The sequence below is a fragment of the Pirellulales bacterium genome, assembly GCA_036499395.1.
Taxonomy (GTDB): domain Bacteria; phylum Planctomycetota; class Planctomycetia; order Pirellulales; family JACPPG01; genus JACPPG01.
Genome location: DASYDW010000064.1, coordinates 46,227 through 58,570, shown reverse-complemented (window position 1 = coordinate 58,570; position 12,344 = coordinate 46,227). Strand labels below are relative to the sequence as shown.

At 58.3% G+C, this 12,344-nt stretch carries 14 protein-coding genes and 1 tRNA gene; 10 read left to right on the top strand and 5 right to left on the bottom strand.

The window, feature by feature from the left end:
• Positions 1–21: 21 nt before the first annotated feature.
• Positions 22–2,289 (bottom strand): mechanosensitive ion channel domain-containing protein, encoded by a 2,268-nt coding sequence (locus VGN12_11460; GenBank protein ID HEY4310060.1) that lies wholly within the window; start codon positions 2,287–2,289, stop codon positions 22–24.
• 299 nt (positions 2,290–2,588) lie between these two features.
• On the opposite strand from VGN12_11460, the gene VGN12_11455 reads away from it, so the two are divergent.
• The 8 genes from VGN12_11455 (at position 2,589) to VGN12_11420 (ending at position 7,496) form a co-directional block, all read left to right on the top strand.
• On the top strand, positions 2,589–2,972 hold the full coding sequence (locus tag VGN12_11455) for a metalloregulator ArsR/SmtB family transcription factor (protein HEY4310059.1): 384 nt from the start codon (positions 2,589–2,591) through the stop codon (positions 2,970–2,972).
• A gap of 2 nt (positions 2,973–2,974) precedes the next feature.
• A complete protein-coding gene (locus VGN12_11450) occupies positions 2,975–3,430 on the top strand; it encodes an SRPBCC domain-containing protein (protein HEY4310058.1) in 456 nt (151 codons plus the stop codon).
• Entirely contained in the window at positions 3,417–4,391 is a 975-nt protein-coding gene (locus tag VGN12_11445; GenBank protein HEY4310057.1) for a transglutaminase-like domain-containing protein, read from the top strand. Before VGN12_11450 ends, VGN12_11445 begins: the two co-directional genes overlap by 14 nt.
• Positions 4,392–4,469: 78 nt before the next feature.
• On the top strand, positions 4,470–4,883 hold the full coding sequence (locus VGN12_11440; protein ID HEY4310056.1) for a VOC family protein: 414 nt from the start codon (positions 4,470–4,472) through the stop codon (positions 4,881–4,883).
• A gap of 85 nt (positions 4,884–4,968) precedes the next feature.
• Complete coding sequence (locus tag VGN12_11435) at positions 4,969–5,508, top strand: SRPBCC family protein (GenBank protein ID HEY4310055.1); 540 nt, start codon at positions 4,969–4,971, stop codon at positions 5,506–5,508.
• Positions 5,509–5,602: 94 nt separating this feature from the next.
• Positions 5,603–6,004 (top strand): DoxX family protein, encoded by a 402-nt coding sequence (locus VGN12_11430; protein HEY4310054.1) that lies wholly within the window; start codon positions 5,603–5,605, stop codon positions 6,002–6,004.
• An 83-nt stretch (positions 6,005–6,087) separates the two neighbouring features.
• On the top strand, positions 6,088–7,203 hold the full coding sequence (locus VGN12_11425; protein ID HEY4310053.1) for an exo-alpha-sialidase: 1,116 nt from the start codon (positions 6,088–6,090) through the stop codon (positions 7,201–7,203).
• Positions 7,200–7,496, top strand: coding sequence for a MoaD/ThiS family protein (locus VGN12_11420; protein ID HEY4310052.1), 297 nt, complete (start codon positions 7,200–7,202; stop codon positions 7,494–7,496). The genes VGN12_11425 and VGN12_11420 overlap by 4 nt, the downstream gene beginning before the upstream one ends.
• Before the next feature lie 33 nt (positions 7,497–7,529).
• Here VGN12_11420 and VGN12_11415 read toward each other — a convergent pair whose 3' ends face one another.
• Positions 7,530–7,928, bottom strand: a complete 399-nt coding sequence (locus VGN12_11415; GenBank protein HEY4310051.1) for a hypothetical protein — start codon at positions 7,926–7,928, stop codon at positions 7,530–7,532.
• A gap of 334 nt (positions 7,929–8,262) precedes the next feature.
• Here VGN12_11415 and VGN12_11410 point away from each other — a divergent pair, with 334 nt between their 5' ends.
• Positions 8,263–9,267, top strand: a complete 1,005-nt coding sequence (locus VGN12_11410; GenBank protein ID HEY4310050.1) for a class I SAM-dependent methyltransferase — start codon at positions 8,263–8,265, stop codon at positions 9,265–9,267.
• A gap of 220 nt (positions 9,268–9,487) precedes the next feature.
• Entirely contained in the window at positions 9,488–9,985 is a 498-nt protein-coding gene (locus tag VGN12_11405; GenBank protein ID HEY4310049.1) for a hypothetical protein, read from the top strand.
• Positions 9,986–10,037: 52 nt separating this feature from the next.
• Here the strand turns inward: VGN12_11405 and VGN12_11400 are convergent, their stop codons facing one another.
• From VGN12_11400 to VGN12_11390, 3 genes are all read right to left on the bottom strand, one after another.
• Positions 10,038–10,670, bottom strand: a complete 633-nt coding sequence (locus VGN12_11400; protein HEY4310048.1) for a DUF805 domain-containing protein — start codon at positions 10,668–10,670, stop codon at positions 10,038–10,040.
• A gap of 201 nt (positions 10,671–10,871) precedes the next feature.
• Positions 10,872–11,636 (bottom strand): hypothetical protein, encoded by a 765-nt coding sequence (locus tag VGN12_11395; protein HEY4310047.1) that lies wholly within the window; start codon positions 11,634–11,636, stop codon positions 10,872–10,874.
• 247 nt (positions 11,637–11,883) lie between these two features.
• Positions 11,884–11,957, bottom strand: a tRNA-Lys gene (locus VGN12_11390).
• Between the last annotated feature and the right edge of the window lie 387 nt (positions 11,958–12,344).

Sequence of the window (12,344 nt, the reverse complement as noted above, 5' to 3'; positions counted from 1 at the left end):
GTTTCGTTCCCTCTTAAGATATTACGCGGCATTGGCACGGCTGGAGAGTGGCGACAGCCCACTGGCTGGCGCGTTCGCAATCGCGGCCTGCGTGTCATGCTCTTGGCACAGCTCGTTGATTGCCTCGCGGACGTCGCTTTGCGCCAGCGCGACGTGCATCTCGTTATGCAGTTGCAGCCAGAAATGCAGCTCGAAGTCCATCGACGTCGAGCCAAATTGCTTGAGTAACACGATGGGGTACGGACTGCGCAGGACCGAAGGCTGCGACAGGGCCGCCGCCAGCAACACGCCCTTGGCCTCTTTGACCGTCATCTTCAACGGCAACGTTACCACGACCGTCGTTTGCACCAGGCAGTCCGACAGGGTCAGGTTCGTGACCTTGTCGGACAGCAATTTGCTGTTGGGTACCACCAACTCGTGATTCGCGTCGGTTTTGATGCGCGTACTGCGCGGGCCGATGTGATCAACCGTGCCTTGTACGCTGTCGACCATGATGATGTCGCCGACGCGAATCGGCTGTTCGGCCAGCAGAATGATTCCACTCATGAAATTATTGGCGATATCCTGGCTGCCAAACCCAACCGCGATCGCCACGGCGCCGCCGAGAAAGGTAAAGGCCGACAAAGGGATATGCACGACCTGAAACGACAAAACGCCGAACAGCACCGCCAACGAATAAAAGGCCATCGAGCGGACCGCGTGTGAGGCCCCCTCGTTTAGGCCCAAACGTGGCAAGACGTGTCGCCCCAGCAAGCGGCTTAAAAGCCGCGCACAGGCCACGCTGAAAAACAAGCAACAAACGAGCGTCACGATCTTGCCCACCGTGATCGGCCGGTCGTTGACCATGACCACTTCGTAATACCAGGCCGCGGTGAAATGCTCGGCGGCAACCTGCAGCCATGAGACTTGCGGTGAATCGAGCCGGGCATCGAGTTCGCCAAGAAATCGCCGTGCCCAGCGCTCGTTAACCTTGAGCCGGACGAGGTGCGTTTCGCAGGTTTCGCGAACTTCTTGCCATCGTTCGCATTGAAAGTCACCCCACTTTTTCAGCTCGGCGTCCTCGTTGTCGCGCATGCGTTGCGAGACCTTTCCTTGCTCGAGCCGCGTGGTTTCGACCAGTTGTTGCAGCGAACGTTGTCGGTCGCGCAACTCGCTGACCAGGCCATTGAGGGTCTCGCGCCATTCGGCCACCTCGGCCGGTGTGGCCGTGCCGGTCTCGGCCGCGAATCGGCATTCCCAATAATACCGGAAACGCCGGGTGTCGCTGATTTCTTCATTCAGTAGCGACATTTCGATCTGTTGGGAGTCGCGGGCGGCGTGCCACGATTGGGCGGCCCAATCGATCGTCACTTGCGCCGACTTACGTTCGCGCAACTGCTTGACCGCGGCGGCCTCTTGTTGCTCAGTCTGTCGGCGCTGACCGCGGACCTCCTTCAACCTGGCGTTTAAGTCGGTTTCGGCGGCCGTCAGTTCTTTCAATCGATCCTGTAGATCTTGCTTGCCGAAACGCACGTCGCGGCCGACCAGTTCGATCTTTTCGGTAAGCAGGGTCTTGCGCAACGTTCCGATATCGTGCCTTAGCGTACGCACGTCGGCCTCGAGTTGTCTTACCGCAATCAGTTCCTTGGCTATCTGACTTTCTCGCTGCGCCAGCTTCAAATCGGTTGTCAGGCCCGCTTGTCGTTCCTTATGTTTATTATCATTGAGCGCCTGCTGAATGCGGCGGCGTTCGCGCTCGGCCTTGTCGTATTGGGCCTGTGTCGCTTCCTTCATTTGCGCGGCTGTCTTCAGATCAGCGCCGTTGACTTCTTCGTGGTCGTCCTCGGCGGCCAAATCGTCGCGCAATTCTTCCAATAACAGAAACGAATACGGCTTGGCTTTCGTAGGCCCGAACTTCCGCAGCGCTTCCAGGTCGTCATTGGCCCGTTGCTTTTCGAATAGCAGTTCTTGCCGTTGTTCGAGCCGGGATTGCTGTTCGCCGTAAACGCCGTCCAACGTTTCCAGGAACTCCAGCTCGTCCTCGATCGTGGAAACGTCAAGTGAGTCGGTGCCGGCCGTGGCGCCAGGATCGCGCTTGCCGAGCGCCGCGATCTGTGCGGCCAGTTCCTTGCGCTTGGCGAGCAACTCGTCGAGTCCCGTGCGGGCGGATGACTGCGCATCGGCAACGGGCTGTGCTTGCTCGGCGAACGCCGGTGATGCCGTGGCAAGTATCGCTGCCACGCGGATCGCATCTGCGATAAGCCGTGCGAATAACCAGCCGACGGGGCGGAAACGAGCAGAGGGTCGCATAGCGACTCCTTGGGCATGAGACGGCGGATTCGGCTCGCCGAGGCGAGTCATGCGGGGCAGGAAGCTTAGTCTTCGCCACGGTCCGCGCATAGACGATTCCCGACGCGTTCCGGTCCAGAACGCAAGTACAAAGCAAAAGAGCGTTTGCGCCGCTAGCTTATTGGGCCACGCGGTTAAGCTTCGCGCGTGATGCAGGACCATATTGGCGAGGGAGCGGGCACGAAATCGCAATTCTTCGATTCCCGCAAAATCCTGGTCCGCGGCATTGACGTATTCCGATATAGGAATACACTTCAAGCATGGCAAGAGCAGCAACCACGACCGACGTATTTAACGCGATCGCCGAGCCGCGGCGACGAAAAATCATTGATGTCCTGGCCGGCGGGCGGATTTATGCCGTCGGCGAATTGGTCGACGCACTGGGGATGCCGCAGCCCACGGTCTCGAAGCATTTGGGTGTGCTTCGCAAGGTGGGCATTGTTTCGGTGAGCAAGCAAGGGCAACAGCGCTTGTATCAACTCAATCCGAAGGAGCTCAAACCTGTGCATGACTGGGTAAAAACTTACGAGCAGTTTTGGACGCATCAGCTCAGTCGCATCAAGGCGCACGCCGAACGAAAGGCGCAGGCCCGGTCCTCGTCGTCGGCGCAAGTCCCTAAATCTCAACGCGATCCGGAGGATTAAACGTGCTCGATACAACCGCCGACGCCGTGCAGACTTTGGAAATCATCAGGCACGAGCAGATTGCCGCGCCGATCGACGTTGTCTTCGAGACGCTGCTTGAGCATTTGGGCCCACACATGGAAGTCGGCTCAGGCGCACCACTGGCAATGAAGCTCGAGCCCTGGCCTGGTGGTCGCTGGTTTCGCGATCTGGGTAACAATGCGGGACATTTTTGGGGGCATGTGCAAGTTATCAAGCCGCCGGTGCTACTCGAAATCTGCGGACCGCTATGCATGTCCTACCCGGCGATCAACCACGTGCAATATCGTCTGACCGCCGAAGGCAAGCTGACGCGATTGGCGATGAGCCATCGGGCGATTGGGGCCATCATCGCCGAGCATCGCGATGGGATGCCCGGCGGCTGGGCTCACGAGCTTTCGCAAATCCGCCGCGCGGCCGAAAGCCGTGTACAGCGCTAACCGTCCTTACGTCGGTTTTCAATCGACCTCGGACCAAACTGCTCTCGAAGAACAAGTCCTGTTGACGATGACGCAAATCCAATCAGATACGATCTTGGATTTCTATACGCAAACGGCTCCTTTTACAGCGCTCGATAGGCACGAATCGAGCTGCGCTGCCTTGCCGGTCGACGTGCCAAGCCTGACGCGGATCGTGCAGGGGTTGATGATTCACGAGTTCTTTACGTCAGCCTATGGAGTTACGATCCCTGACGCGCGGCGCGTTGAATCGCATTTACGCCCGGTTGCTCAGCTTCTGGATCGTATTCTCGAATTGGATGGCCGACCGCTCGACGTGCCGCGTGCTGCTGATTTCCGATTGCTGGGCGTTTGTCGGCACTTTTCTCTGCTGCTTGTTGCGCTGCTGCGTCACAAGGGAATTCCGGCCCGCGCTCGTTGTGGGTTTGGGACCTATTTCAATCCAGGCTATTACGAAGATCACTGGGTTTGCGAATACTGGCATCATGACCAGCAGCGATGGGTGCTCGTCGATGCGCAATTCGACCAGGCGTGGCGATCGACCCTGAAAATTACGCACGACGTCATGGATGTGCCGCGAGATCGATTTCTGATCGCTGCGGACGCCTGGCGATTGTGCCGGGCGGGCGTCGCGGATCCGGAAAAGTTCGGCATCTTTCGTGGCAACTTGCGCGGGCCGTGGTTCGTGGCGGGCAATCTGGTGCGTGACCTCGCGGCGCTAGTCAACCACGAGATGTTGCCTTGGGACGTGTGGGGTGCCATGCCCGGCCCTGCGGATCAAATGAGCGATGATGCCTTGGCATTCTTCGATCACCTGGCCGAGTTGACGCATGACCCGGATGTGCGACACTCCGAATTGATCGCGCTTTACGAAAGCGATTCACGCGTGCGCATCCAGGCAGTGGTTTTCAATGCCGTGCTGCAACGGCCCGAACACGTTTAAGAGAAAGCGATTCCCACTTCCGAATACCCGCTTCGATCACTCAACGACGAACAAGTTTTCCTGACGAGGAGCAACGCGATGCACGTACAGCCTTATCTTTTTCTCGATGGTCGCACCGAAGAGGCGCTCAAGTTTTATGAAAGCGCTCTGGGTGCCACGATCGAGCGGCTGCTGCGCTTTAAAGATAGCACCGAGCCGCCACAACCCGGCATGGTCCCGCCTGGCTGCGAGGATAAGATCATGCACGCTCAATTCAAGGTTGGGGATACACTGATCATGGCCTCGGACGGGCGATGCACCGGTGAACAGGTGATTCAGGGGGTGGCGCTGACGATCACCACGGACTCTGATACCGAGGCCGAAAAGGTCTTCTCGGCGCTGGGCGCCGGTGGTCAGGTGCAGATGCCGCTGACCAAGACCTTCTTTTCGTCGCGCTTCGGCATGTTGGCCGATCGCTTTGGCGTTTCGTGGATGGTCCTTGTGCGGCAATAGCATGTGGGTTGAAGTAGGGCGATGTGGCTGCTGTTGCGGCTATCCAAACATTGCGATGGCTTTCGACTCTTGGTGAGGAACAACGATGCTCGTCAAAATTGCGATCGGTTTCGTAGCGGTAATCGTGTTGTTCGTGATCGTTGTCGCTTTGCAGTCGTCAACGTTCCGCGTCGCACGTTCGACGAAAATCGCTGCCGCGCCGGCGGCCGTATTTCCGCAGGTCAACGATCTGCACAATTGGGAAGCGTGGAACCCGTGGGGCAAGATCGATCCGGCGATGAAGCTGACGTACGAAGGGCCCGAATCGGGCGTTGGCGCGGCCTATCACTGGGATGGCAACAGCCAGGTGGGTGCCGGCAGCGCTACGATCACCGACAGCCGGTCGGACGACCTGGTGCAGTTGCGGCTCGATTTTCTCAAGCCCTTCAAGAACACTTGCGTGGCCGAATTCGATTTCCAACCAGACGGAGACGCAACGACCGTCACTTGGACGATGGACGGAAAGAAGAACTTCATCGGCAAAGCGATGGGCTTGTTCATCAGCATGGACTCGATGGTCGGCGATCAATTCGAACGAGGGTTGGCCGATTTGAAGGCGGTCGTCGAAGCGACTCCGCAAGGCTAAGCTGCAGGGGCGGCGCGGTCAGCGGTTCTTTGCCGCACCTGATTTCGCTCATTTCGATCAACAAACCCTCGACTGATTCTGGGGAGCAACCATCATGTCATCTTCTGCAACCGGAGCCGCGGTGCCTGCTTCGCGAAAACTGTATTGGGCCGGCTGGGTCCTGACGATCCTGCCTTCACTCCTGTTCCTGATGACCGGCGCCATGTCAGTGACGCGGCAACCACAGGCAATCGAAGGGCTCGAAACCTACGGCTATCCCGCCAACGTTGGAGTGCCAATCGGGATTACCGAACTCGCCTGCGTGGCGCTGTACTTGTTTCCGCGCACAGCCGTATTGGGGGCGATTCTGTTGACCGGCTACCTCGGAGGGGCAACCGCCACGCACGTCCGCGTCGGCGAGCCGTTCTTCGCGGCGATCATCGTCGGCGTATTGGTTTGGCTGGGCCTGCTGTTGCGTGATGCACGGCTACGTGAACTGGTTCCGCTGCGCAAGTAGAGCAGTCCACAACGACAAATTTCCACCGAACAATTGCTTACTCGCCTCCCAACTAGAGCTGCCACATCACGCAGGTTCCTGACATGAGCACAATACGGGTCCTGGTCGGCACGCGCAAGGGCGCCTTCATCCTGACTGCCGACGGCAAACGCGAACGATGGGACGTCAGCGGACCGCATTTCGCCGGCTGGGAGCTGTACCACGTCAAAGGTTCGCCCGTCGATCCGAACCGGCTCTACGCATCGCAATCGAGCGGTTGGTTCGGCCAAACGATGCAACGCTCGGACGACGGTGGCAAGACATGGAGCCCGGTCGGCAATAAGTTCGTCTACGAGGGCGTTGCCGGCACGCACATGTGGTACGACGGTACGCAGCACCCTTGGGAATTCGCCCGGGTGTGGCACTTGGAGCCTTCGCTAACCGATCCCGACACGGTTTATGCTGGTGTCGAAGACGCGGCACTGTTTCGTACCTCCGACGGCGGGCTATCATGGCATGAGTTGCCCGCCTTGCGCTGCCACGAATCAGGCCCCTCCTGGCAGCCGGGCGCAGGGGGCATGTGCCTGCACACGATCATCCTCGATCCAACCGACCCACAACGCATCTACGTCGCCATTTCGGCTGCCGGCGCGTTTCGGACCGACGACGGTGGGCAGAGTTGGAAGCCGATCAATCGCGGCTTGCATTCGCAATACATTCCCAATCCCACGGCCGAAGTCGGCCATTGCGTTCATCGCATGGCGATGCATCCCGCGCGGCCGGGCGTGCTGTTTATGCAAAAGCATTGGGACGTGATGCGCAGCGACGATGCCGGCGATAATTGGCGCGAGGTCAGCGGCAACCTGCCGACCGATTTTGGGTTTCCGATCGACGTGCATGCCCACGAGCCGGAGACGATCTACGTCGTTCCGATCAAGAGCGATGCCGAGCATTTTCCACTCGACGGTAAGCTGCAGGTTTACCGCAGCCGCAGCGGCGGCAACGAGTGGGAAGCCCTGACGAACGGCTTACCGCAAAGCAATTGTTATGTGAACGTGCTGCGCAACGCCATGTCGATCGATTCGCTCGATCCTTGCGGTGTTTATTTCGGCACAACCGGCGGCCAGGTTTATGCGTCGGCCAATGCCGGCGATAGTTGGGCGCCGATCGTGCATGACTTGCCGCCCGTGCTCTCGGTCGAGGTTCAGACGCTACCATGATCCGCGTACAACTTCCCACACCGCTGCGCATCCTGGCGCAGACGGGGGCCGAGGTACAGGTAGAGGTCACTGGTGATGTGACGCAGCTCGCCGTGCTCGATGCGCTCGAAGCCCGGTATCCCAACCTGCGCGGGACGATTCGCGATCAGGTGACGGGAAGGCGGCGCGCGTTCGTGAGATTCTTCGCCTGTGATCAGGACCTCTCGCTCGAATCGCCTGAAGCGATGCTGCCCGCAGCAGTGGCCAGCGGCGCAGAGCCCTTCGTGATCATCGGCGCCTTGGCCGGCGGTTAGCCGCCACGCCAAGCACACAGCATTTCAGACCGTTTATTGCACCTGCTGACGATTCAACGCCGGGTAATAGTGCATGTAGTTGGCGCGGGTGGCGATATGCCCCGTCGGGCGCAACTTCGAGTTTTTGTCACCGCCCGATTGCGATCGGCTTCGAGTAATCTGTTGTTGCTGCTGTTGAACTTCGCGCAGCGCGGCCGTCGACTGCTTGTTGAACTTCCGCTGCTCCAGTTGTGGTTTCACCAGCAACTGGTAGTTCATGAAGACGCCCGTCGTCGTATCGCTATTGTTGTTCATTAAGTTCATGTACGGGCTGACAGATGGGGGCGGCGTGTAGTCGTCGTACGGGCGACGCGTTTGCGCACTGGCGCTTTCGGTGAGCCCTAGCAGTGCAATCGCCAAGGTTCCGGCCCCGATGGTCAAGAAGTGTCGCATGATCATTGATCCTCGCTGACGTACAGGAAAGCGTTGCTGCGAGTGCTAGCAAGCCTCCCGGAATGAGCGAATTCGACTGCTCCTACCATTCGGCAATTTTGCCCGGCAAACATTGCGGAATCCGCAAAGTTTGCCGAGTTTCGCCATGTTCAAGGCCGCAATAAATAGGGGCAGCATGCAACGAATTCGTTGCCAGCATCCACTCCGTTGGTCTGAGTTATTGCGGCCGAGCTTGACCGAAGTGGGACGTCTTCCTATTTTCCGCCACGGGCTTGGTCTCGAATGCCAGATCGTTGCGCCGAAATCGGTTATCGAGTCGGAGAAGTCCACGGCCATGGAACCCCTGATCGCCGACCCGCATGCTTGCGATTTGTGCGGTGAAAGTCTTTTCGAGCCGATTGCTTATCGTGATCGGCGCGGCGGATTGCTCGAAACGGTCGTTTGTGCGCGTTGTGGATTGGTGCAACACGCGCACGTCCCGAGTGAAGCAGAACTGGCCGATTTTTATGCGCGCGACTATCGCCGTGCGTATCACGGCGAAATCAGCCCCTCACCGCGGCGCGTGATGCGCGCCTGGCGCAAGGGCGAATTACTACTCGGCAGGTTGTCGCGCCATCTAGGCCGTGGGGACCGACTGCTGGAGATCGGTTCCGGCATCGGTTGCACCGTGCAGGTGTTCGAGCTGGCCGGCTACGACGCACAAGGGGTCGAGCCCAACCACGGGTTTTGCGAATACGGCGTGCGGAAGCTGCACGCGCGCGTGCGCAAGGGGTTCTTATTTGACGTTGCGCCTGAGGCGCAGTTCGACGTTGTGCTGCTGGTACACGTGATCGAGCATCTCGGTTCGCCGCGGCGAGCCCTGGAGCACATTTATCAACTTTTGCGGCCGGGCGGGCAGCTGTACCTCGAATGTCCGAACTTCGCCGCGCCGTTCGCCAAGGTCGAGCGGTTGTTGCACTTTGGGCATATCTACAACTTCACCTCGACCACACTTGAAACTTTGGCGCGGCGCGCTGGCTTCGAGTTGGTCACGCAATTCGCAACGCCCGAAGATCCGAACCTGCGATTCTTGCTGCGAAAGGCGGGCGACCTCAGCCGCACGATTCCGTCCGATGCCTATTCTCAGACAATGGCGGTCCTGCAGCGGGGAAGTGTGGCCCGATATCATATTCGCGCAAGCTATCTGCAGATGAGACTGAGCATGCTGCGCCGCTATGCGGAAGAATTTCTCTTCGCGCGCTCGTTTGTGCGGCGCCGCATCGAACTGTGTGCGAAAAAAGCGCAACACCGGATGCTCTCTTCTTGCTCCGACACCGCGGCCCATCCGGTCGCGGCCTAGTATGGCGTTGTCAGACCGTCCTGGCTAAGACGCGATGGCTCGTTGTAACGGCCGAGAAATTTCCGAGATTTTCTTGTCGCTCTGTCCGGCTGTGAATCCGATATCGCGCACGTGCCGGGTGTATCAATCGATCTGGCGCCTGGCTAGAATTCCGGCTGTGCATTGATAGCGGGCGTCGGGTAGGCGCCTCGCGCTATTGCCGTTCGGGAGGTTACTTCTCATGGTTCTCGGTTCGCCAGCGCTTACCTTCGCGCATGTCGCCATCAGCCTGATTGGGATAGCCTCGGGCTTCGTCGTCGTGTGGGGTTTGTTGAACTCACAACGTCTTGATCGTTGGACCGCGGTATTTTTGATCAGTACCGTGGCCACGAGCGTCACCGGCTTTATCTTCTTCCCATTCAACGGCATCACACCGGGCATCGTGATCGGCGCCATTTCGCTCGCCGTGCTGGCTGTCGCGATCGTGGCCCGCTATCCGCGGCGCATGATCGGGGCGTGGCGGCCGATTTATGTGGTCAGCGCGATAATTTCGCTGTACCTGAATTTCTTCGTGCTGATCGTCCAGTCGTTCATGAAAGTGCCGGTTCTGCATGATCTGGCCCCCACACAGTCTGAGCCCCCGTTCGCGATCGCGCAGGGCGCGGCGTTGATCGTGTTTGTCGCGCTGACCGTGGCGTCAGTGCTGAAGTTTCGCGATCAGACGGTGGCTGCCAACTAAGTAAAGCTGCGGGCAGCGCGAGGGCGATGCAGCGGTGCGTCTGCGGAAACCGCTACGCATTTTGTCCTAGCGGATTCGGCCCGTACTTGTTCGTGCCCGGCTCACTGGCGCGGGTCAAAAAGATCAGCATGATTATCCAACCGACAATCGGCACAATGGAAATCAGTAACCACCAGCCGCTTTTGCCGATGTCGTGCAATCGGCGGATTCTCACCATGACCGTAGGAACGATTGCGGCGAGCGCGTACAAGTTCACAATCATGCTCGAGCCATTGGCCATTCGTCCGGCGATCATCAGCAGAATTATCACGATGTAATGAAACAGGAGGAACGTCCAATACTCCATGCGGCGCGCGCGGCCGCTGGGATCGGCGAATTTTTTCCAGACGACCAGGTACCATTGAAAGCCGAAGCCTTCGGGCTGATTGCCGGGCGCTGGGGCCGACCCTTGGGCCGGCGCAGCCATTGCCCCGACGTGACGCGGCTCCTCGGACATGACCGACAAGTCCGCCGGCTGCGGAAACAGTCCATTGATCCTGCGGGCGGGAATCCAGTCCTGCATTCCCTGCTTCCAGACCCAATCGTCCGGAGTTATCGTTCCGCTCTCGGCAAACTGCCGTAGCTGAGCTGCCGACACAGGTCCCACGCGATTTCCGCCCTGGGAATAAAACCATTCGTCGGCCATGCCAGATGCCCCGTGAAGCGTTGAGAACAAAGACTTGTCGTATCGGACATCGCCCGCGATTAAATCACGGTAATGATGTCGACAGACGTACGAAAAGCTTAGTCTCGGCAAGAAACAAAAAAAAGCCTTTCCACGACAGTTGTCATGGAAAGGCTTCTTTCTTGCGCGGGCAAGCCGGTACCAATGAGGTGAAAGGTACGGCTATTTCTTTTTGCGCTGCCAAGTCCAGCCGGCGATGCAAACACCTAGCATTCCCCAGGTGGCGACGCTGGCCGGCTCGGGGGCAATGGTTAGCTGGGGATCGGCCGTGAGTCCGGAGTAAGCGACGTTGTCGAACTCGAACGCCAACTGGCTACTTTGTATCTTGACTTCATCGAAGGGGACGTCCGAATTGAAGTTTACGTACACCGTCCCGTTTTGCTGTTGATTGCCATAGTACTGACTAGCGATGATTTGCGTACCGGTGAATGAGGTCACTACTTGGCCGTCGTTGAGAAACGTCAGAGTGTTGTAGTCATCCACCGAGCCCCACAACATGCCGAAATACGATTGCGAACCCGACGAGAACGTCAGGACGATCGAAGCACCTGTCGGAACCCCGTCATTGCTGCCACTCGTTAAATATTGCGTCGAGTCCGGGCCAGTGTATGTGCTATTCGGATCCGCGCCAAAGTGCAAGTTATTGTCGCCGGAGAGATAGGGAGCCGCGTAGCTTGTGGTCGTTCCGGTAGCAGTGTCGGCGTTGGGTGTAAATGTTGCCGTGATGTATCCGTTACCAGCCGTGTTCTCAGCAACGCCCACATTCTGATTGTCAATAGACAAGCTATCGAAATTCACATAGCTGGCTCCAGCGGCTGCATGTCCGCCCACACCGGAATCAAGAAGCACGACACCCGCCCGAGTCATTTGACCACTGCAAATCAGCGCCGCGAATCCCGCAGCCAGGCAAATCAACTTTCGGTTCATCGTTTCCTGCCTCGTAAATAGGGTGCCGAACGAGGGACGAGACCCCGTCTTTCAAAATTCCCTTTTCACCCTTCTATATGCCGCCGGCTGCCGGATACTGACGGCCGACAAACCAGGCTGCGCAAAACGCTAAAAAGCAATTCGCAAAGCGGAAACCGCCGGGCAGAAAAAGGTGTCAGACACCTTTTTCGTGCAGCGCGCAAAAAAAGGCCCTGCCATAACGTCTGTTATGGCAGGGCCTTGCGAGTGCCCCCTCCCGGACTCGAACCGGGAACCCTCTGATTAAGAGTCAGATGCTCTGACCAATTGAGCTAAGGAGGCGTCTATTTGGGAGTCATTGGTTTTCAATGACTTGTGTCTTTACGTCTTCGTTCGATTCGACTTCTTTCCAGCGTTTTATCCGCACCCTTTCGATGATGACTCAGCTGGAACAGGATTTTGGGCAATTTGGGTCATTTGACAATGCCGCCATGCGAAATTCTTTAACCGATTGCATTTGGCATCGTACTGCGAAATTGCGGGAATACAAGTCCGCCCAGTCCAGTTGCGGCCCGCCCGACGGTCGCTGGACTCAATTGATCAATGACTTGGGTTTGGCCGGCGACGCGACTTACGCCGACCGCACTTAGGCGCTCCTCAGATGGTTGCGTCAAACGGAGCGAGGCGCCGATCCTGGCCCCTTTGTTCGCAGTATTGCAATTTGCCGAT